This is a genomic window from Undibacterium sp. GW821-FHT11B02 (assembly GCF_058808955.1).
Map to the genome: position 1 here is coordinate 164,436 of NZ_JBXASD010000010.1, position 21,959 is coordinate 186,394.

The following is a 21,959-nucleotide window of genomic DNA, read 5'->3' on the forward strand; positions in this document are numbered from 1 at the left end:
CTACGCTTCATCAGCCCAACACTTACTCCAAATCCGCCCGATCAAGATAAATCGTTCCCTTCACCCCAGCCCGTTTATCCACCTTGCTCTGCAACACCTGCAAAAACTCAGCATCCGTCGCCCCCTGCAATCCTGTCTTCTTCATCACCACATCCGACCTCCCGGTAGCGGCGGGTACAATGATCGCCAACACATGGTCAAAGTCTGGCCGGCTATTGATTTCCTTCAATAAGAAACGCTGCTTGCCGCCACCTATCTGATGATAGGTAGCCTGTTTACTATCGCGCATTTGTGGCAACAACTGGCGGAAGATCAGGGGCTTTTCAATCACTACAGCCACATCCTTGTATTCGACTTTGCCACCTTGTTCAAAATGGCCGAGCACGATGTTTGCCTTGAATTGTCTGAGCGGTATTTTACTGTCTGCGGCCAGTCTGGCGATCTCGAATTGTTCTGGTTCCATGGTCCACAAGGCCAGTTTTTGTTCCAGTCTCGCTTTGACACTTGCATCAAGGTTTTGATCAAGGCAGCGTATCTGCAATACGACCTGATAATCATGCGGTGCGTGGAACATCGGTAGGTGGGAGACATACATGCCTTCACTATTGCCAAACAGGAGCATGCCATGTACGCCCCAGGTGGGACCATGTTTGTTTTCGGCATGAGCACTGAAGATGAAGCAAAAACTGAGTGTGACAAAGGATAAGATGCGCCGCATGTCTTCATACCCTGACCAGCAATTTACCGCGATGCTCGCCTGTGAATAATGAATTCAAGGCATGCGGCAATTGTTCAAAACCGTCGATGACGGTTTCTTCAAATACCAGCTCACCAGCCTTGACCCAGGGTGCGACGATGGCCAGCATTTCATCCATGCGGTGCAGGTAATCGCGTGCCAATATGCCTTGTATGGTGGCACGCTGGTACAGCATGTGCTGCAGCAGGCGCGGGCCCATTTCTGGCACATCCAGGCCGCCGTTGTATTGGCTGATCTGGCCGCAGATGATGATGCGGGCGCGGCGTTTGATGATGGGGATGATGGCATCGGTGACCATGCCGCCTACGTTATCGAAATACACGTCGACACCACCAGTGAGCCTGAAGATTTCCTTGCTCAATACTTCGTCGTCGGCAAAGGCTTTGTAATCAATTGCCCAGTCTGCGCCCAGTTTGTCTGTCAGCCACGCGCATTTCTCCGCACCACCGGCAATGCCCATTACTTTTGCCCCATGGCGCTTGGCGAATTGCACTACCAGTGAGCCGACTGCTCCTGCTGCGCCGGAGACGACGACAACTTCACCGGCATGTGGCTTGCCTGCCTCGGTCAGGCCAAACCAGGCTGTGCGGCCCGGCATGCCGAGTACGCCCAGCGCTGTACTGACAGGGGCGATAGTCGGGTCGATTTTGCTCAGTGCGCTGACATGTACCCGTGCATGGCTTTGCCAGCCTGTCATGCCAAATACCCAGTCACCCTCCTTGAGGCCGGCGGCATTCGATGCCATTACCTGGCCGACTACCCCGGCGGTCTGCACTGTATTGAGTGGATGCGGTTCCGGGTTATAGGTGGGTTTGGCGGACTGGTTGATGCGCATATACGGGTCTACGCTGATATAGCGGGCGGCAATTAATACTTCATCGCGATCCAGCGCGGTGTCCAGTGGCTGGTTGCGTAATTCATAATGTTCATCGCTAACGATGCCAGTGGGATGGCGGCTGTATATCCATTGCCGGTGTAGCAGATTTTCAGTGCTGGTCATGTAGAAGTCAGATTCCGGAGGGAGAAGCTTGTATATTAGGTCTGATAAAATGTCTGGTAAAGCAATATATATTCACTTTTAATGTCCAAATTGGAAATGTAAGCCGCAATGAACCTGGTAGACCTGAAAATCTTTGTCTGTGTGGCAAGGCAGCCTTCGTTGGGAGTGGCTGCGCAAGAATTACATCTGACACCATCTGCAGTCTCCAAAGCCTTACGCAGGCTGGAGGGAGATCTGGATACGGTGCTGTTTGATCGTTCTGCCAAGCAACTTAGTCTGAATGCGAGTGGTCAGCGTATGTTGGAATTTGCCCGTAATATGCTGGCCATGGTGGACCAGATTAAAGCCGATGTGGGTGGTGAATGTGCCAGTTTTGCCTGCAAAATAGTGGGGCCAGCAGTCTTGTTATGGCGTCATGCAAGGCAATTGGAACAGGCAATGTCCAGCTATGAGGAAGGGACATTGCAATTTGACTCCCTGTTTGAAGAAGATGCACTGGCTGTGCTCGAGCGTGGCGAAGCCAGTGCTGCGATAGTAACAACTGAAGTGATTGATGGACGCAGTAAATATTGGCATGCCGACTGGCAGACCATACGACTTGGTGCGCTGGATTTGCAATTGCTTGCCAGCTATCAGCACCCGCTGGCAAAGCGTGGTGAGAATGGGCAGATTGCGCGGGTAAGAGCCGCTCAAGTAATAGCATGTGATTTTGTTTGTCCTTCACGCTCCTTATTTTGTGGGGAACGCAGGGGCGGTCGTTCTGATGGTTGGCGAGATGATCAACTGCCTCGCAAGATCAGATACTGGATAGATGATTTGCAGTTATTGCTGATGATGGTGAAATCAGGGAAGGCGCTGGCTTATCTGCCAGATTTTGCTTTACGTGACCCTGAGCTAGTCCGGCTGGAGGTCATCGATTGCGGTTTTCAATGTCGTGAAGAGGTTTGTTTGGTATGGAATGCCAGGACTGCACCAGAATGGCTGGATAAGCTAGCCCGGGTTTTGACGCCCGACAGCCAGACACAAAGCTGTCCTGATTAATGGCATAGAGTACAATCCTGAGGGGCTAAACTTGCGTCTTTGGAAACAGTCTTTGAAGCATTGTTTTAAGCGGGCAATATTTTTGGCGCTGGAAAATGGATAGGCAACCATGATTGAGCTTGTATTCTGGAGTCAATCTCTTGCTGCTCATGCAGGAAACAGCCGGCATGCTCATAGGGTATGATCATTGTCATTCGCACAATGACAGGTCCGCATAGACGGGAAATGTTGTCTTCACATCTCAGATTGTGTTCCTCATCAGTTAACGACCTGTTGCGGAACTAAGTTGCCATTTATGTCTCAATTGTTACGGTAAGGCATGAACAAACTCAATTTAATTTTTTTTGAGCAAGTATCGGGAACAGGCGATCTGGGATAACTCACATTAAAACGTTTAAAAATGACACAAAAAACAGCCGTATTTACTATTGTCTCGCTCAATTATGGAGCTTTCGCCAAGACCCTGATGGAATCGCTGTCCAAGGTACATCCAGAATGGGACAGGCATGTTTTGCTGGTCGATCGGTGTGAAGATGTCGCGAATTTCGGCGGCGAGTTGTTCTCGAGCTTGACCATTGAACAATTACCTTTGCCAAAGATGAACGAATTTTTGTTCCGGTATGGCATTATGGAATTGAACACGGCAGCAAAGCCCTGGATGTTTGAGTATTTACGCCAAAAGGGCTACGACCGAGTGGTTTATATAGACCCTGATATCCTGGTGATAGACCGTTTGGTTGATGTTGAATCTTTGTTGGATCAGGGAGCTACCGCTGTCGTTACACCACATCTCACCGCAGCACTGGACGACGGTCTGATGCCAGGTGAACTCGAAATTATGCGGGCCGGTGCCTATAATCTTGGATTTATCGCGGTGGGGAGTAAACCGGAATCGGATGCCTTCGTCAAGTGGTGGCAAGAAAAACTGGAATATGGCGCGGTATCTGATCCTGCCCGTGGTTTGTTCACTGATCAAAAATGGGTGGACCTCGCGCCTGGCATGTTTGGTGGTTTTGCTATTTTGAGAGACACCGGTTATAACGTGGCGTACTGGAATCTTAACCATCGCCCAGTCACTCGCGAGGATGGTGCCTGGTTCGCTGCTGGTCGTCCTTTACGCTTCTTCCATTTCAGTGGTTTCAATCCTCTGAATCCCAAGCCATTTTCCAAACATCAGAACCGCTATAACATGGCCAACATAGGCGAGGCGAGCGAGTTGGCACTCGAGTACGCAGCTTTGGTCTTGAAACATGGCCACACGAAATATCAACAGCACCCTTATGCTTTTGGCGTATTCAAAGATGGCGTTGCTATTCCTGCAGAAATCAGAGCCATATACCGTGACGTAGAAGAGTTGCGTAAGCGGGCAGGAACCAATCCATTTGATGATAGCGGGATATTTGTCGCCGGCATGCTGGGTGGATTGCCTGTCATTTTACGTGCACTCTGGATGCAACATGTGCATTTACAGCATGCCTTTCCAGATCCCCTCGCCAGTTCCCGGGAAGCATATTACCGCTGGTTCACCGAATCGGGTGCCGCAGAAATTGGAATTCCGGATGACTATGTACAGGCCGTCAAATGGGCCTTGAAAGAACTTGTTGAGAGTGGCGAGCTCTATACGTATTCGACTGACGCAGGTGGTAAGGATATGTCAATCTGGGCAAAAGGATTGATTTACGCACACAAACGGGCAACCGGTGGCGTGCTAGGGACAGCACGCCTGTTGCAATATCAAAGTGTGCGCGGGCCGGGGGATTTTCTAAAGATAGGGTACCGGCAATTCCGGCAATCGAGGCTGGCAGAACGTGTGGGATTGAAAAAATCTCATGATGTGTATGATCCCTTGCGCAGCCGTACCATGCACGGGCCGCGTTTAACACAGAATACATACAGGCGGCACCGCTTGATTGAACAACATTCCGGCGTTTTTATAGAGCCTGGAAAAGATTATCTATGGATAGGTGCGAAAGCGAAATTTTCTGTTTCTCAATTTTCTTCTGCGGTGCTGCGAATTCGTGGCCATCATCTGGGGGAGTTACATCAGCGCGCACACGGTCAGCCGCAACTGAAACTGACGGTATCGATGAATAATGGAAAAAGTTATCCGTTGGTGGTGCAGAACGGAGAATTTGATGTCAGCCTGACGCTGGATGAGATTCCTCAGCAATGGCCAGCAACATTACATATTGTTGCCGGGCACACTTTCGTTCCTGCCGAATTGGGCATTAGTGATGATACCCGATGCCTGTCAGTGCAATTCGCATCCATAGATATTGGAGACCGGAATGTGTTTAACGCCAGAGATCCACATGTCAAACCGGCCAGGGCTAATTTGCCTCCAGGTGTGAATGTGTTTGGTTATGCGCGCTCGGAACACGGTGTGGGTCAGTCTTTGCGCCAATTTACCCTGGCAGCAGATGTCGCAGATATAGATACGGCTATCATAGATTTCAATAAAAATAATTTCAGTCGCGTGCAAGACAGCAGTGTCGAGAAACGTTTGGTGGACGAGCCGGTACACCGCATCAATGTGTTCCATATCAACGCCGACCAAATGCCTGAAGCACGCGCCAGCCTGCCTTCACATTTTTTCTCTCGTTACAATATTGGGTATTGGCATTGGGAATTACCTGACATGCAGGAAGAACATTTTGGCGGTTTTGGTGAGTTGGATGAAATTTGGGTGCCGACCGGTTTTGTCCAGCAAGCTATAGCGAAAAGCTCGGCCATTCCAGTGGTCCGGATTCCGCACGCCGTCAGCTTTGAAGTAAGTGAAACGGCAAGCCGTTCGTCTTTTGGCTTGCCTGAAGAAAAATTCATTTTCCTGATGATGTATGATTTCTCTTCTTATCAAGCCAGAAAGAATCCTCAGGCTGCTTTGCAAGCATTTGAACTTGCCTGTTCGCAATATGGCATGAATGCTATATTGGTCATCAAGACCCAGAATGCCCATCATCATGAGGCGGATGCAGAAGCCTTACGCAAGCGTATAGCCGCACGGGAGGATATCATCTGGATCAACAAAACTTTATCCAGGCAGGAGGTGTATGACCTGCAGTCGGTCTGCGATGCCTTGATATCCTTGCATCGTTCAGAAGGCTTTGGTCTGGGGCCGGCGGAAGCCATGTTTCTGGGTAAACCTGTAGTGGCAACCAATTGGTCTGGTAATACGGAATTCATGCGCGCGGATAATTCCTGTCTGGTCAATTACAAACTTGTGACCATACAGGAAGACATCGGCGTGTATCGTGCTGGGCAAAAATGGGCAGAAGCAGATAGTGCCGATGCTGCTGAAAAAATGGTTTTGCTGGTCAAGGATGAAAAATATAGAAACAGGATATCCCAGGCGGCCAGACAAACCATGCTGGAAGAATTTAGTCCTGAAGTGATAGGGCAGCGAATTAGCGAGCGACTTGAATTTATTCAACGCGCCTTGATGGATAACTAATACAATGTAAAAAATGACAGGCAGCGTGTTGCTGATCAGATACCCAAGCTAGAAAATATGAAAAATACCACCCATTTCGGTTATACCACCGTAGAAGAAGATCAAAAAGTCCATAAGGTTGCCGAAGTTTTTCACTCGGTCGCCGCCAAATACGATGTCATGAATGACATGATGTCTGCCGGCCTGCACCGGATATGGAAAATATTTACCGTGGCACAAGCTGGTGTGCGCCCTGGCTTCAGGGTACTGGATATTGCCGGGGGAACCGGTGACCTGACCAAGGAATTCGTGCGTCAGGCTGGTAAGACCGGTGAGGTCTGGCATACCGACATTAATGAATCCATGCTCAGGGTAGGGCGTGACCGTCTCTTGAATAAAGGTCTGATCACCCCCACCTTGTTATGCGACGCAGAGAAATTGCCTTTTCAGGACAATTACTTTGACAGAGTGACAGTAGCATTCGGTTTGCGCAATATGACCCACAAGGACCAGGCACTGGCAGAAATGCAGCGTGTGCTGAAGCCGGGTGGCAAATTGCTGGTGCTGGAGTTTTCCAAGGTACCGGAAATCTTGCAAAAACCGTATGACCTGTATTCTTTCAAGGTTTTGCCGTGGATGGGACAAAAAATTGCTGGCGATGCCGAAAGTTACAAGTATCTGGCTGAATCGATACGTATGCATCCGGATCAGGAAACTCTGAAAACGATGATGGAAACGGCAGGGCTCGACAGCGTGCAGTACTTTAATTTGACGGCAGGTGTGGCCGCATTACACACCGGTATCAAACTTTGATGCAAATAAAAGTTGAAACAACAGGAGTTGAATGATGAAAAAGTTTCTGATCGCAATGCTGGTCGTAGCAAGTACGATCGCAATGACTGTTTCTGATGCAGAAGCCAAACGTCTGGGCGGTGGCGGCTCTATCGGGCGTCAGTCGAATAATGTGTCGCGCCAGGCAGCAACACCGCCAGCAAACACCAATTTTAACCAGGCAAAACCGACAGCACCCGTGGCAGCACCGAATGCGGCAATTCCTCCTAAACCAGCTTCCCCTTGGAAGGGTATAGTTGGCGGCCTTATCGGTGGTGCCTTGCTGGGTGCAGCTTTGTCACACTTTGGCCTGGGTGGTGCAGTTGCTGGCATGCTGGGTAGTTTGCTGACTTTTGCCTTGATAGGTTTGGCCATTTTCTTTGTAATCCGTCTGTTCCGCAACAGGAATGGTCAGGGCAGCGCACCGGGGTTCAATCAGCCAGCTTATGCAGGAATGGCATCCGGCACGCCGGAAATTGGCTCACGCCAGGAACCTATGGCTTTCCAGGGTAACGCTGCGCCTGCGATAGATACCAATGTTAACTGGACGGTTCCTGCTGACTTTGATGTGCCTGGTTTCTTGCGTAATGCCAAAACCTATTTCATCCGTTTGCAGGCAGCATGGGACAAGGCAGACATCAACGATCTGCGTGAATTTACAACGGCAGAAATGTATGCTGAACTGAAATTGCAGATACAGGAACGTGGCGCATCCGCCAATGTGACGGATGTTGTGACCCTGAATGCGGACATGCTGGGTGTAGAGACCGTTGGTGCAGATCATCTGGCCAGCATCAAATTCACCGGCATGATCAAGGAATCCCAAAATGCACCTGCAGAAGCCTTCACGGAAGTGTGGAATCTGTCCAAGCCAGTCAATGGTCAGGGTGGTTGGGTACTCGCTGGTATTCAACAAATGTAAGATCGCAAACAGGTTCTAAGCAAGTTTGATGCTGCGCAGTGATGCTTGCTGCGATAAGCTGTTAAACTGGAAGCCGTCCGCATTTGCTGGACGGCTTTTTCATTGGCGGTATGGTTGAGAGCTTAGTTGAGGGCTCGCTTATCAACTTATGCAATGCCATTGCCAGGATTATTTTGCAACAGCCCAGATTTGAACATGATCCCCATCGCTCCCTTTATCAATCATTTGTTGGCACAGGAAAGCTGGGCCAGAAACAAGCTTCTGCCTCATGCCGGCCATATTGCCTGCATAGACTTGCAGACCATGCAAGTACGCCTGAAAGTCGGTGCCGATGGCTTGCTGGAAACAGCCCGGGCTGACGCTGTCCCGCAGGTCACTATCCATATCAAACTTAGTGATTTACCCCTGATCGCACAAAACCGCGAACGGGCATTTTCTTATGTTCGCATAGAAGGTGATGCCGAGTTTGCCAATACCATTTCCAGCCTCAGCCAGAATTTGCGCTGGGAAGCGGAAGAAGACCTGAGCAAGGTGTTTGGCGATATCACTGCCGTACGCATGGTTGGTCTGGCTAAGTCCATACACCAGACCGCGCTGGAGACCCATCAGAAAATCCAGGAAAATCTGGCCGAATATTTTTTGGAAGAAAACCCCATGCTGGTCAGACCTGTGGCTGTGCAGGGTATGAGTACCGAAGTCAGTAAGACGCGGGATGATGTCGAGCGTCTTATCAAGCGCATCGAAAAACTGGAAAGGATGCGCGGATGATATTGAAGTTTCTCAGACTGGCAAAGATTATTCGTATTGCCATCAAATATGGCATCGATGAAATTGCGATTTCCGGCCTGTCTGTTCCACGTACTGCACGTTTTATTGACATCCTGCTGTTTTGGCGTGACCTGTCGGCACCGCGCGGTGAGCGCCTGCGCAAGGCACTGGAAGAATTGGGGCCTATCTTCGTCAAATTTGGACAGGTACTGTCTACCCGGCGTGATCTCATGCCGCCGGATATTGCTGATGAACTGACGCATTTGCAAGACCGCGTGCCATCTTTCGACCCGGATCTGGCGATAGCCCAAATCAAGAAATCCCTGGGCTCACATCCCGACCAGTTGTTTGCCAGTTTTGAGCGTGTGCCCGTGGCTTCGGCATCGATTGCACAGGTACACTTTGCGACATTGAAGGATGGTCGCGAAGTCGCCGTCAAGGTGCTGCGTCCTGGTATGAAAGAAGCCATTGATGATGACGTGGCCCTGATGCAGATTGCTGCCGGCTGGCTGGAGGCCCTGTGGGCTGACGGCAAACGCCTGAAAGCCAAAGAGGTCGTGGCCGAGTTTGATAAATATCTGCATGACGAGCTTGATCTCATGCGTGAGGCAGCCAATGGCAGCCAGTTGCGCCGCAACTTTGCGGATTCGGATTTGTTGCTGGTGCCAGAAATGTACTGGGATTATTGTTCGTCTTCCGTCATCGTGATGGAACGCATGCAAGGCATACCGATTTCGCAACTGGACAAGCTGCGTGAAGCGGGTGTTGATTTGCAAAAACTGTCGCGTGACGGTGTCACCATCTTTTTTACTCAGGTGTTTCGTGATGGTTTTTTCCATGCTGATATGCATCCGGGTAATATCCTGGTATCGACTGCGCCAGCCACATTGGGGCGATATATCGCGCTCGACTTTGGTATCGTTGGCACCCTGAATGATTTCGACAAGGACTATCTGTCGCAAAACTTTTTGGCTTTCTTCCAGCGCGATTACAAGCGTGTGGCAGAAGCCCACATCGAATCTGGCTGGGCCCCAAAAGAAACCCGCGTCGATGAACTTGAAGCTGCTGTACGCGCCTGTTGCGAACCCATCTTTGACCGGCCATTGAAAGACATTTCTTTCGGCCAGGTCTTGTTGCGCCTGTTCCAGACTTCACGCCGTTTCAATGTTGAAGTACAACCGCAACTGGTGCTGCTGCAAAAAACCTTGTTGAATATCGAGGGTCTGGGGCGTCAACTGGACCCTGACCTGGATCTGTGGAAAACTGCCAAACCGTATCTGGAACGCTGGATGAGCGAGCAGATAGGCTGGCGTGGCCTGCTGGATAAATTGAAAGCGGAAGCACCACGTTACAGCCATATCTTCCCGCAGTTACCGCGCCTCGCACATCAGGCTTTGACACGTGCTGGCGAACCTTCCCGCAGTGACGACATGCTGATGGCCCTGCTGAGCGAACAACGCCGTACCAATCGCATGTTGCGTATTATTGTGTATTTTGGTGCTTGCCTGTTTTTCGGCATCATCGTCGCACTACTGTTATTGTATTTTCATTTCAATCGCTGAATAGCTTCTGCCCATGGCAATATTTCGGACCCGCGACCCACGTAATCCAGATTTCTGGGATGAGCGCTTTGCAAAGAAATTTACCCCATGGGACAAAGGTAATGTACCGGCAGCACTGCAAGCATTTGTGCAGACAGCAGCACGACCTTTGCACACCCTGATTCCTGGTTGCGGCAACGGTTATGAAGCAGCTTATCTGGCCCAGGCTGGATGGGATGTGACAGCAATAGATTTTTCCCCGGCAGCTGTGCAAAGTGCAAAAGCTGCCATAGGTGTATGGGGCAAATATGTCATTGAAGCCGATTTTTTTTGCTACACGCCAGCATTGCCGCTGGATCTGATTTATGAACGCGCTTTCTTTTGCGCCTTGCCGGCAGAAATGCGGCCCGACATCATCAGGCGCTGGGCTACGCTTTTACCTGCAGGCGCCTTGCTGGCAGGATATTTCTTTTATGATGATGCCGCTGATGCGTCGACCAAGGGCCCGCCTTTCAGTATCAACACCCATGATTTCCGTCACCTGATGGAAGTTTTTTTTGAATTGCTACAAGACAGTGCTGTCAGCGATTCTATTTCTGTATTTGAAGGCAAAGAGCGTTGGCAAGTCTGGCGTCGGCGACCTTAATCCTGTAACTGCCTATTGCACGATATGGGCAGGAGGCGTGTGTTTTCCTGATTCATAGTATAGTCATCACGTAGTCATTTCCCAGTTGCAATCTTACTCGCTTGACGCGGGAGGTAATTTGACAAAGAAAACGCTCTCACTGGCATTGCAAGGTGGCGGCTCGCATGGCGCCTTGACCTGGGGGGTACTTGATCGCCTGCTGGAAGATGAGCGCATCAGCATAGAAGCCATCAGCGGTGCCAGTGCCGGGGCCATGAATGCCGTGGTGCTGGCGCATGGTTACCTGCAAGGAGGGCGCGAGGGTGCCAGGCTGGCTCTGAAGACTTTCTGGGAAAGTGTCGCCAGCAGTTCCCCCTTCAGCGTTCCTCATGAAGAATACGGCTTTTCGGCGGATATCGCAGCGCAATCTGATATTCCTGCTGCCATGAAACATCTGCTTGCGCTGACGCGCTTCTTTTCACCTTATCAGCTCAATCCATTTGATATCAATCCTTTGCGCGACATCCTGGCTGCCCAGATCGATTTTGATGCCTTGCGCAGGCAAGATGGCATCAAACTCTTCATTGCCACGACCCAGGTCAGTACCGGCAGTCTGAAGCTGTTTCGTAATCGTCAATTGAGTCTGGATGTATTGCTGGCATCGGCCTGCCTGCCCATGGTACACAGGGCGGTTGAAATTGACGGCGAAGCGTATTGGGATGGCGGCCTGACTTCCAACCCACCTTTGTTTCCTCTGGTGCACCAGTGTCTGGCACGCGATATCGTGGTCATTTTGCTACATGCGCAGGCACAATCACAGATACCGACTTCGGCGACAGAAATCGCGCAGCGCCTGACAGAAATGGGCTTCAGTTCCACTTTCTATACCGAGATGCAGGGTGTGATGCTGGCCAAGCGCCAGGCCGAACGTGGCTGGCTCGCATTGGGCAAGCTGGAGCGTCGATTGCGTCGGCTGAACATGCATATGATCGCAGCGCCAGAACTGATAAGCCAGTTGAGTTCTCACAGCAAAATGAATGCAAGTCCCGCTTTCTTGCATAGCCTGCATGCGGAAGGGCGCTTGCGTGCTGAAGCATGGCTGGCGGAAAGCTTTGAACAACTGGGACGTGGCTCTACCTTCAGACTGGCGCATCTGTTTCGTTAATTGTTGTTGGCAGGTCCTGGTGTTACCATCATCAGGTTTTTCACTGACTGCAATTGACTCATGCGCATATTAAAATCTGCTTCTGACTTCACTCATCTGACTGGTATTCGCTTGCAGCCCGAATCTGTGCGTACCTTGCACACGGCGGCTGAATATCGCAACGAATTACTGGCCAAAATTGCCGGTGCCAAACACAGGATTTACCTGTGCAGCCTGTATTTGCAAAACGATGAAGCCGGGGCGGAAATCTTGCAGGCTTTGTATACAGCCAAAGCAGCTCGTCCCGCCCTGGATATTGCCGTACTGGTTGACTGGCACCGGGCACAAAGGGGGTTGATTGGTGCTGGCAAAAGTGGTGGCAATGCTGCCTGGTACCAGGCCGTCAGCAAGGCCAATAATTATGCGGTGGCACTGTATGGCATCCCGGTACAGACCCGGGAATTATTTGGAGTCTTGCACTTGAAAGGCTTTGTCATCGATGATGAGGTCATCTATAGCGGCGCCAGCCTGAATAATGTCTACCTGCACAAACAGGATAAATACCGCCATGACCGTTATCTGCTGATACATAACAAGGTCCTGGCCAATTGCATGGTGCAGTTTATTCGCGAGCATCTGCTTTCGGCAGCGGCGGTGCACAGACTGGATATGCCTGAAATTCCATCTACGCGCAGTATGCGACGTGAAATAAAGCAATTCCGCGAGAAGTTGAAGCGAGCACGTTATGACTGTCATGTGGCAGGTGCCGAAAGCGGAACACAGGAATTGAGCGTGACCCCGCTGGTGGGTGTGGGGAAAAACAATCCCTTGAATAAAGTGATATGTCAGTTGCTGGCAGCCAGCAGTCAACAGATCACCATCTGCACTCCGTATTTTAATTTCCCGCTGGCGGTGACGCGTGAGATTAATCGTGCGCTGAAACGCGGTGTGCGCATCAGTATTATCGTTGGTGACAAAACGGCCAATGATTTTTTCATTCCACCTGACCAGCCTTTCAAGGCGATTGCGGCCCTGCCTTATCTGTATGAAGTTAATCTGCGGCGTTTTGCCAAAACACATCAGGCTGCAATTACCAGCAAGCAGTTGCAACTGCATTTATGGAAAGATGCTGACAATAGCTTTCACCTTAAGGGCTTGTGGATAGACCAGGACTATGCGTTGATGACCGGTAATAATTTAAACCCCCGGGCCTTTCGGCTGGACCTGGAAAACGCCTTGCTGATTCATGATCCGCAATTGCTGTTGCTGGCGCAAAGGCAGCAGGAGCTGAACAGCATTCTGGAAAAAACCAGCCAGATTCATCACTATCACGAGCTGGAAAAGTTGACCGATTACCCCGATCCGGTACGTAAATTACTCAGCCGGCTGAGTCGTACCCGGTTGGACAGGCTTGCATATCGGGTCCTGTAAAATGAATTCTAAATAAGTTTCACGGGAGCTAAGCATGGACCTGGCGTCATTGTTGTCACTGATGTTACCGTTGATAGGCATACCGGTTGTGGTCATTGGTTTTGCTTTGCGTTTTAACCCCTTGCTGGTCGTGACAGCGGCGGGCCTGGTGACCGGGCTTGCGACAGGCATGGACTTTGGCAGTCTGCTGGAAACTTTTGGTGAGAAATTTCTCAATAGCCGCCAACTGGCAAGTGCCTTGCTGATATTGCCCGTGATCGGTTTGCTGGAAAGGGCCGGTCTGCGCGAGCGTGCCCAGGCCTGGGTGGCAGGTATACGACGCGCTACCACAGGCAGAATACTGATGCTGTACTTTGTAGTGCGTGAATTTAGCGCGACCATGGGTTTGTTGAGTCTGGGTGGACAGGCACAAACCGTCAGGCCGTTGTTGTCACCCATGGCAGAAGCGGCAGCCAGCAACCTGCATGGTGACTTGCCTGCAACCATACGTGACCGCATTGCTGCCCATGCTGCTGCCTGTGACAATGTTGCCCTGTTCTTTGGCGAGGATATTTTCATCGCCTTTGGTGCGGTATTGCTGATGAGCGTCTTTCTCAAGGAAAATGGTATACAGGGGGTGGAGCCGCTGACCATAGGCATGTGGGGCATACCGACAGCCTTGTGTGCGCTGGTCATTCACCTGTTTCGCTTGTCTCGTCTGGATGCGGCGATTGCGCGTGACATCCATGCATGGCATGCAATGGAGCAAAACAAGATGGTTGTCAACGTTGCTGACAAAGCAGGTGTATCGTCATGAGTGCCATCGTCAGCATCAATTTGGTGTTTTACCTGATCGGCATCATCGTCATGCTGATGGCATACATGGCGCTGCGCGACCACAGTAATCCGCGTCGCTATACGACAGCGCTGTTCTGGTGCCTGTTCGGTAGCAGTTTTTTGTTTGGTGACCTGATGCTGGTGACACTGGGCAAATCACTGACCTATAAACTGACAGGCATAGGTGTCATTGTCATGGCTGTACTGGCAGGGATGAACTGGCTGGGTAAGGGTAGCCATGTTGACGCAGGCCGCTCGCAGCGACTGGCAGAGTTGAGCAAGCTGGGTAACTGGATCTTTCTGCCCGCACTGACTATACCCGTCGTCACGGTTATTCTTACCGTTGTGGTAAAGGATCTGCAACTGGGTGGCTGGTATCTGTTGGATCAAATGAACCTGACGCTGACATCGCTTTGCCTGGCCTGCCTGGTTGCCGTGACCATTGCTTGCCGAACTACGCATAGCTCCCTCTTGCAAGCAGTCAGAGAATCACGTCGCCTGACCGATGCCATTGGCTGGGCGCTGATATTGCCGCAAATGCTTGCCATGCTGGGCGGTGTGTTTGTGGCGGCAAAGACGGGGCAATCGATACAATCCATCGTCAATCTGTTCATCAACCCGGATAGCCGGTTTACCCTTATCGTCATGTATTGTGGTGGCATGGCCTTGTTCACCATGATCATGGGCAATGCCTTTGCGGCTTTCCCGGTGATGACGGCGGGGGTTGCCTTGCCATTCCTTATCAATCAGCATCATGCCCATCCGGCGGCGCTGGTGGCAATAGGCATGTTTTCTGGTTATTGCGGTACCCTGATGACGCCAATGGCGGCCAATTTCAATATCGTCCCGGCGGCTTTACTGGAACTGGAAGACAAGTACCTGGTCATCAAGACACAAATACCGACCGCTTTGCTGGTACTGGTTTGTAATATTCTATTGATACATTTTTTTGTTTTTCCCTGAATTTTCACCTGGTTTTTTTACCTGCATGAGGTGCCTATGAAACGCATACTACTGACCGGGTTTGACCCCTTTGCTGGCGAGCTCAGCAACCCCTCGTGGGAAGTGGTACGCAAGCTGGAAGGTTTGCTGATCGGTGAGCAACATCAGATTGTCAGCGTTCTGTTGCCTTGTGAATTTCATCGGTCTTTGCACATGCTGGAAGCCGCGCTGACGAAGTACCAGCCAGCTATCGTGCTGGCCCTGGGCCAGGCTGGCGGTCGTGCCGAAATCAGTATTGAACGTATTGCCATCAATCTGAACGATGCGCGCATTCCCGATAATGCCGGTGCGCAGCCGATTGATGTGCCTGTGATCAGTGATGGTCCGGCAGCGTATTTCAGCAGCCTGCCGGTCAAGGCGATTGTGCATGATCTGCAGCAGAGTGGCATACCAGCAGCGGTATCACAGACGGCTGGCACCTATGTCTGTAACCATGTGTTTTATGGTCTCATGCATATGGCAAAAAAGATGGACTATGTGCAGGCGGCTGGTTTTATCCATATTCCCTATCTGCCGGAGCAAGCCGTTGCTCACCCGGGAGCAGCCAGCATGCCGCTGGACATGATGAAGACAGCCTTGGTACATGTACTGGAAACCATATTGAAAACCCGGCAAGACATGGTCATTGCTGGTGGCGCAATACATTGAAAGATCAGCTTGAAGCTGCGGACAGAAGCCGCAGTGTGACGGCAATATCTGCCGTGGTGGGCAGGGTATCTAGGGCGTCTTGTCAGGGCTGGTGCCCCTGACAAGACGCAGAATCTTGCAACCCCTGCAGTCCAGCACGCGGTATGGTGGGGGCCGCCTAGGTGAAACCCGGAGGGAATGGGTCCGAAACCTCGCCTGGCGTTGTTGTGCGTCGCTCACTTGGATTACCAAGCAGCGCTCCGCACGCCTAGCCAGACAAGGTTTCAAACCCATTTGCTTGACTAAAAGATATGTCAACACACCCTAATGTGTGGGAAAAAATTTATTGCGGTAATTGTGGTGCTTGCGGTATGACCAGTCTGTCGTCCCGCAGGTTCGCCTCATTCATTCTGCCGCTTTGTTTGTCACTATCAGTTGCATTACCTGTGGCTGATGCTTTTCTGGACGCAGCATTCTTTTCCATGCTGGCAGCGTCGCTATTAGCCGGTATGCCGGTATCTGCTTTCTTGATCATGACTTCGGCGGCTGGCGCATAGGACCTGAAGTAGGAAATCAATTGGGCATCCTGATGTGTCACAGGTAATGGTTGACGGGCCGATGCCGGTAGCATGGTCGCCAGCAAGATCGTGGCGCATGTCAGCTTAATAATGAGTATCGTATTCATTTTGCCTGCGTCCCCGATCAAATAACAATTGAATCGCAATTATATGCTTGCTTCCGTTTTTGTGTTTTGCAAGGACTGTGCCAACTCCTGGAAATAAAGAAATTCATTTAAAACAATGAATTGGGGGAATTTTTTCGATGCTTGACTGTCCGCTTGCCTTAAGTGTGCCGGACACTGGCGGACGCAGCGGACACTATTGTCTTAATGAACCATACTTTATTAGTTGGCTAAGCCCCTTATTTTGCCAGCAGCAGCCTTGCAAAGCTGGCGTGAATGGCGTTGATGGTTTGTTGCAACATCTGTCGTGATTCATAAGACAGGCCACCACTGGTTTCTGCCTGTTTCTCCAGTTCCTGAAGCCGTTGCAGTGTGGCAAGTGCTGCTGCACTTTTACCTTCATCGGCTTGTAGCGCAGCCTGCTGCCCCCTGATGTTCATTGCATGATGCAGTTGTCTGATTTGCAGTTCGGCACGGCGCATCTGGATGTTTTGAGCGATATCGAATTTGACCAGTTCTTCATCGCTATTCAGCCTGGCATCGACATCCGTATGTGAACTGAACTTGACGATGATGGCGACCATTTCTATGGTCAGGAACCAGAGCAGCCACCAGATAAATTGCAGGCGACGATGTTGGTCATCCTGCAGCATTTGCCAGGTGGCGGCAAAGTCTGCCGCAAAGCCTGACGCCGCTGCTGCTTCTATTTTTGCTGTTTGTTTTTGTTCCAGCACGTCACTGCGTTCCTGCGCTTTGCTGACGCTGGACTGGACTTGTTTGAGTGAGCTTGTCACTTGTGCTTTCTCAGCGATTTTTTCATTTTTCCAGACCAGAAGGTCACGGTTGATTTCCAGTTCATATTGCTGACATCTGGCTTTACCCGCCTTGATGCGATTTTGTGTGGCGGCGATTTTTTGTTGTAGCAAAGTTGCCTCTGAACCGATAGCTGCAATGCTTGTCAATGCCTGCTGCCAGCTGGCAATCTGCTGCATGCCTTTGTGTTCATCTTCTCTGGCACGATCACGGCAGATGCTCAATTGCTTGCGCATTGCTGCCAGTTGTGGCGGGTCGCTCAGTAGAGCGTCTTCAGCTTTATGCAGTTTTTCATCCAGGTCTGCACTGTTCTTTTGTAATACGGGCAAACCTGTTGCTGCCTGCGCAGTTTGCAGATTCTGTATCAGTCTCGTGCGCGTCATTTCACCGACCTTGACATCAATTTCAGCCCGGTTGCTATCTACAAAAAACGGGTAGACCATGGTGATGGCTGACAGCAAGGCCAGCAGGCTGCGCCAACTGATGCCGATAGTTTTGCTGACCCAGTGGCTGTCGGAATGAATCGACATGATCATCTGGCGTTCCAGACACCACTGGAACATGGCCCACAGGCAGCCGGCAATGATGGCACCGCTGCTGCTGACATTCACCATACTGGCCAGCATATGCGCCATGCCGTAGCCAGAAAACAGCGCGAAGAAGATCACCAGTGCGCCTATGCCAAAATATTTGTGGCGCCCACGTGCATACAGGTAGTTGCCATTGCTGTCCTGCTGGTCCAGTACCTTGAGACTGACAGCGGCAGACAGTGCCAGCAGGGATTTGCCTGCCTGTAACAAGGCTCGGCCATTAAAGAATCGCATGGTATTCACATATTCCTGAACAAGGCCATGAAGGGCTGGCTGACACTCAGGGTTTCTGGCCGCGTTTTTAGCCTGACCAGCCCCTTGCCGCTGTCGTCACGCGTGATAGACGCGATGGCACGCATGTTCACTATCGTCGATCTGTGTATTTGCTTGAACATGCTGTTGTCCAGCACTTGTAGCAAGTCGCGTATAGGTTTGCGCAACAGGGATTCGCCTTCTGCTGTCATGACGACAGTGTATTTGCTGTCTGCCTGGAAGTAGGCGATATCATCCACCATGATGAGCCGGGTTTCTGTACCGACACTGGCGGTAATCCATACCAGCGGTGCCGGCTTGGGCACATCGGCCGGGCCTCCACTTAACTGGCGCACCAGTGTGCTAATCGATTGCAAGTCAATGGCACCAGTCAGTGCGCGTATTTGCAGGCGTTTTACGGTGGCAAGCAGGCGTTCCTGAGCGATGGGTTTGAGCAGGTAATCGACCGCTCCTTTTTCAAAGGCATCAATCGCGTACTGGTTATAGGCGGTGACAAACACAATCTGGCTATGTGGGCTGACTTCTGTCATGGCAGCAGCCACTTCCAGGCCACTCAGGCCCGGCATGCGGATATCGAGAAACACGACATCCGGCTGATGGGCGGCTATCGCCTCCAGTGCGCTGCCGCCATCATCGCAGGCGGCTGCAATGTCCAGTTCTGGCCAGGCCAGGCTCAATTGTTGCAGCAGGGCTTCGCGCAGCAGGCTTTCATCTTCTGCAATGACACACTTAGGCATGCTGCTCTCCTTTGTCCGCAGTTTTCTCCTTGGTGACCGGCACAGTAATGGTGGCAGCTACACCACTGGGGAAATTGCCAACCAGTACAAAGCTTGCTGCGTTCGCATAGGCCAGACGCAGACGTTCACGGACGTTCTTCAAACCTATGCCGGTACCGCCAATTTCTGTTCCCAGACCATTGCCATCGTCGGCGACGGTGACGGCGACATTGCCTTCATGCTGTCTGGCGATGATCCAGATGGTGCCGCCACCGGTCTTGGGCTCCAGTCCGTGTTTGATGGCATTTTCTACCAGGGTTTGCAACATCATGATGGGGAAGGGCAGGGCTTTCAATTCTGCTGGTACCTGGATTTGTATGTTCAGGCGTGTGCCCATACGGATCTTCATGATGTCCAGGTAGGCGATAGATCGCTCCAGTTCTTCACCTATGGTTGAGGCAGTATCTTCAGTACGTGGCAGTGAATGGCGCAGATAGGTGATCAGGTTACCCAGCATTTGGTCAGCCGCTGCCGGGTCAACCCGTGTCAATAATTGTGCACTGGCCAGAGTGTTATACAGGAAATGTGGCTCTACCTGCGCATGCAGCAGGTTCAGCTTGGCCACGGTCAATTCTTTTTCCGTGACGGATTGTGCGGCGCTGGCTTTTTCCTTGCGTCTGCGTTCTGCGATGCGGCGGGTAATGGCGCGGGTGATGGCTTCTGCGTTTTCCAGGTTGGTTCCATTGTCGACCAGAAATAAATCTGTCCAGGCCGGGCGTTCCGGCTCGCAAATCAGGGTCAGGCTGCCGACACCGTCCCCTGGTGTGATCGTCGCCAGGATCTGATTGCGCTCGGTCGTCAAAAAGTCCAGCATCTTTAATTCATCAATGAAATTCGTCTGGTAGGGGTCGATGCGTTTGATTTTGGCGCGTATTTGCAGGCTGTCTTTGGCACTGTCGGTACCTTCTGCACCGGGCAGTTCACGTATGGCGGCATCCACCAGTTCAAATGCCTCATTTGCTTCCAGCGGGATTTCTATCTGGCGACGCTGACGATTGGCGAGAGTACCGGCATCCACCTTGCTGGCAATCAGGCGGACCCTGCGCACATGGGAAAAACTGATACCCATCACCAGCGCTACTCCAGCCATAGGCAGAAAGATGATTTCTTCCGGCATATGATTTCTGAAAATCACGTTGACGATAAATATCGAGCTGAACAGAATCAGCAGGCTCCAGCCAAAACTGGCCCGTAAGATAAACCAGATAGTTGTGAACATGATTGCTTTCTTATGATGTGCGATTGCTGCCAAGAATAATTGCCTTAGCTGGTTTCGTCTTGCTTTTTCCGACAAAAGCAAAAAAAGCCTGATGAATCCAAGAAACCGGGGTGTAAAAGCAGTCGCACCGCCTTTATAATTTATTATCTTGATTTAGGTCAACCTGCCGTGCTTGGTGCGACAATAGCGCATCCCATTTTTTGATTTTAGGAGGAAATATGGACTTGGATCCCATGGAAACTGTAGAACAACTGACGGAAGATCAAGAAGAAGATAAGCAAAACAAATCCACTCATCAATTGAATATTATGGTGGCAATTACTGTCGCCTTGCTGGCTACCTTCATGGGTATATGCAAGGTCAAGGACGACAATATTGTGCAGGCCATGCAGCAGTCGCAAGCCAACAAGATTGATCATTGGGCGTTTTACCAGGCTAGAAACATGCGTGAAGAACTAGCCAAGTCTACCGAATTGCAATTGCGCCTTGCTTCCAGGAATGTACCAGCTGAGCAGAAGGCGGAGTATCAGACCGCTATCGACAGCTATGCGAAACTGGGGAAAGAGCAGCATGAGAAAAAAGAAGAACTGAAAAAGCAGGCCGAGCAAGATCAGGTCGATTATGACCAGGCTAACTATAAAGACGATCAGTTTGACTTGTCGGATGCCTTGCTGGCAATCTCGATATCGCTACTGGCAGTAACAGCGCTGACCCGGCAAAGATGGCTGTATTTTCTGTCACTGGTGCCCACAGGTTTTGGTGTACTGATGGGGTTGGCTGGCTTGATGGGCTGGCATATCCATCCTGACGCTTTGGTGGTGCTGTTGTCCTGAAACTAATTACATTACATGAAATTTGATGTCTTTTTGATATTTATTATTAAAGAGATGCTGTCTTTAATACTCATTTGAATTGCCTGCGGAATATATTTCGTCAACTGCCCTGGTTTAAGCTGGGCTAATCGAGACAAGGGAAAATTATGGATATCAAGCTTAATTTCATCAATCGTTCAAACGATCAGAATAATTCGCAAGTCGTGATTTTTCAAAAGAACGTGGCAACCAGTGCAGACGAACTGGCAGTAGCCTGGACTGTGATACAAAACTGCGGTCAGGGAGATAACCATCCGTTTAACTATCCGATGACCATGGCTGTCGGGGCCAGTGATTCATATGGAAATTACACGCCACATCTGGCGGCTGAAAATGGACAGTTGTTTCAAATGAGCCTGACATCTTCAGGTGACCAATTGGAATATGCTGGCCCCGCAAGCAGTAGTAACGAGTTGCAGGTACTGAATAATTTGAAGACTGGTGCAATTAACGCCTATGTTTACAAGGACAACAGGCTGTTGGCACAAAAAACTGGAATTTCACCGCAGGAAAAAGCAGTATTTTCTTTCAAGCCTACTATCTGGATAGGTGTGGCATCCCAGGTCCAGCAAGGTCAGGTGATGAATTCAGCTATCATATCCAACATCAATACTGAAATTTCTTTGCTGGGTATTGCCTCCGCCGATATTGTCATGACAGGTGGTGGAACTGGGGAAAGCGCAACGCCGTTTACGTTCAATCTGGAAAACATTCAGATGACCTGAATTGGCGCGATTTGCTTTGTGCCAAGCAATTTGCAAGGCAGATCTTCAATTGGCTTTGTTGCGCCCATTGCCAA

The 21,959-nt window shown here is 50.7% G+C and carries 20 protein-coding genes; 14 read left to right on the forward strand and 6 right to left on the reverse strand.

All coding sequences use genetic code 11. The features are described 5' to 3' along the window. Positions 1-22: 22 nt before the first annotated feature. A complete protein-coding gene (locus tag AC1RVX_RS21475; RefSeq protein ID WP_493218611.1) occupies positions 23-718 on the reverse strand; it encodes a hypothetical protein in 696 nt (231 codons plus the stop codon). A 4-nt stretch (positions 719-722) separates the two neighbouring features. Then, positions 723-1,757, reverse strand: coding sequence for an NADP-dependent oxidoreductase (locus AC1RVX_RS21480; RefSeq protein ID WP_493218612.1), 1,035 nt, complete (start codon positions 1,755-1,757; stop codon positions 723-725). 108 nt (positions 1,758-1,865) lie between these two features. Between AC1RVX_RS21480 and AC1RVX_RS21485 the strand changes: the two genes are divergently transcribed. The 12 genes from AC1RVX_RS21485 to pcp all read left to right on the forward strand — a co-directional run bounded on the left by AC1RVX_RS21485 (position 1,866) and on the right by pcp (position 15,956). Then, complete coding sequence (locus AC1RVX_RS21485) at positions 1,866-2,798, forward strand: LysR family transcriptional regulator (protein ID WP_493218613.1); 933 nt, start codon at positions 1,866-1,868, stop codon at positions 2,796-2,798. A 400-nt stretch (positions 2,799-3,198) separates the two neighbouring features. Beyond that, positions 3,199-6,249 carry a glycosyltransferase family 4 protein gene (locus tag AC1RVX_RS21490; protein WP_493218614.1) on the forward strand — a complete coding sequence of 1,017 codons (3,051 nt, stop codon included), beginning with the start codon at positions 3,199-3,201 and terminating at the stop codon, positions 6,247-6,249. Between the two features lie 57 nt (positions 6,250-6,306). Beyond that, positions 6,307-7,041, forward strand: coding sequence for a bifunctional demethylmenaquinone methyltransferase/2-methoxy-6-polyprenyl-1,4-benzoquinol methylase UbiE (gene ubiE, locus AC1RVX_RS21495; protein WP_493218615.1), 735 nt, complete (start codon positions 6,307-6,309; stop codon positions 7,039-7,041). Positions 7,042-7,075: 34 nt separating this feature from the next. Continuing rightward, complete coding sequence (locus AC1RVX_RS21500; protein ID WP_493218699.1) at positions 7,076-7,981, forward strand: Tim44 domain-containing protein; 906 nt, start codon at positions 7,076-7,078, stop codon at positions 7,979-7,981. A 195-nt stretch (positions 7,982-8,176) separates the two neighbouring features. Then, positions 8,177-8,749: a ubiquinone biosynthesis accessory factor UbiJ gene (locus AC1RVX_RS21505; RefSeq protein WP_493218616.1), complete on the forward strand. Its 573-nt coding sequence runs from the start codon at positions 8,177-8,179 to the stop codon at positions 8,747-8,749. Further along, complete coding sequence (gene ubiB, locus AC1RVX_RS21510) at positions 8,746-10,311, forward strand: ubiquinone biosynthesis regulatory protein kinase UbiB (RefSeq protein WP_493218617.1); 1,566 nt, start codon at positions 8,746-8,748, stop codon at positions 10,309-10,311. Before AC1RVX_RS21505 ends, ubiB begins: the two co-directional genes overlap by 4 nt. 13 nt (positions 10,312-10,324) lie before the next feature. After that, a complete protein-coding gene (locus AC1RVX_RS21515; RefSeq protein ID WP_493218618.1) occupies positions 10,325-10,936 on the forward strand; it encodes a methyltransferase domain-containing protein in 612 nt (203 codons plus the stop codon). Between the two features lie 118 nt (positions 10,937-11,054). Then, positions 11,055-12,080: a patatin-like phospholipase family protein gene (locus tag AC1RVX_RS21520; RefSeq protein ID WP_493218619.1), complete on the forward strand. Its 1,026-nt coding sequence runs from the start codon at positions 11,055-11,057 to the stop codon at positions 12,078-12,080. 60 nt (positions 12,081-12,140) lie between these two features. Then, a complete protein-coding gene (gene pssA, locus AC1RVX_RS21525) occupies positions 12,141-13,490 on the forward strand; it encodes a CDP-diacylglycerol--serine O-phosphatidyltransferase (RefSeq protein WP_493218620.1) in 1,350 nt (449 codons plus the stop codon). A 61-nt stretch (positions 13,491-13,551) separates the two neighbouring features. Further along, a complete protein-coding gene (locus AC1RVX_RS21530; protein WP_493218700.1) occupies positions 13,552-14,286 on the forward strand; it encodes a DUF969 domain-containing protein in 735 nt (244 codons plus the stop codon). Then, a complete protein-coding gene (locus tag AC1RVX_RS21535; RefSeq protein ID WP_493218621.1) occupies positions 14,283-15,269 on the forward strand; it encodes a DUF979 domain-containing protein in 987 nt (328 codons plus the stop codon). Before AC1RVX_RS21530 ends, AC1RVX_RS21535 begins: the two co-directional genes overlap by 4 nt. A 36-nt stretch (positions 15,270-15,305) precedes the next feature. Further along, positions 15,306-15,956, forward strand: coding sequence for a pyroglutamyl-peptidase I (gene pcp / locus AC1RVX_RS21540; protein ID WP_493218622.1), 651 nt, complete (start codon positions 15,306-15,308; stop codon positions 15,954-15,956). Positions 15,957-16,278: 322 nt separating this feature from the next. Here the strand turns inward: pcp and AC1RVX_RS21545 are convergent, their stop codons facing one another. The 4 genes from AC1RVX_RS21545 to AC1RVX_RS21560 form a co-directional block, all read right to left on the reverse strand. Then, the gene (locus tag AC1RVX_RS21545) at positions 16,279-16,620 is read right to left on the reverse strand and encodes a hypothetical protein (protein WP_493218623.1); all 342 of its coding nucleotides are present in this window, start codon (positions 16,618-16,620) and stop codon (positions 16,279-16,281) included. A gap of 236 nt (positions 16,621-16,856) precedes the next feature. Beyond that, entirely contained in the window at positions 16,857-18,254 is a 1,398-nt protein-coding gene (locus AC1RVX_RS21550; RefSeq protein ID WP_493218624.1) for a DUF4407 domain-containing protein, read from the reverse strand. Between the two features lie 5 nt (positions 18,255-18,259). Continuing rightward, positions 18,260-19,030: a LytR/AlgR family response regulator transcription factor gene (locus AC1RVX_RS21555; RefSeq protein WP_493218625.1), complete on the reverse strand. Its 771-nt coding sequence runs from the start codon at positions 19,028-19,030 to the stop codon at positions 18,260-18,262. After that, a complete protein-coding gene (locus AC1RVX_RS21560; protein WP_493218626.1) occupies positions 19,023-20,288 on the reverse strand; it encodes a sensor histidine kinase in 1,266 nt (421 codons plus the stop codon). The genes AC1RVX_RS21555 and AC1RVX_RS21560 overlap by 8 nt, the downstream gene beginning before the upstream one ends. Positions 20,289-20,506: 218 nt before the next feature. Between AC1RVX_RS21560 and AC1RVX_RS21565 the strand changes: the two genes are divergently transcribed. Beyond that, positions 20,507-21,121: a DUF4337 domain-containing protein gene (locus AC1RVX_RS21565; protein ID WP_493218627.1), complete on the forward strand. Its 615-nt coding sequence runs from the start codon at positions 20,507-20,509 to the stop codon at positions 21,119-21,121. 146 nt (positions 21,122-21,267) lie between these two features. Further along, positions 21,268-21,885, forward strand: coding sequence for a hypothetical protein (locus tag AC1RVX_RS21570; protein ID WP_493218628.1), 618 nt, complete (start codon positions 21,268-21,270; stop codon positions 21,883-21,885). Positions 21,886-21,959 lie beyond the last annotated feature (74 nt).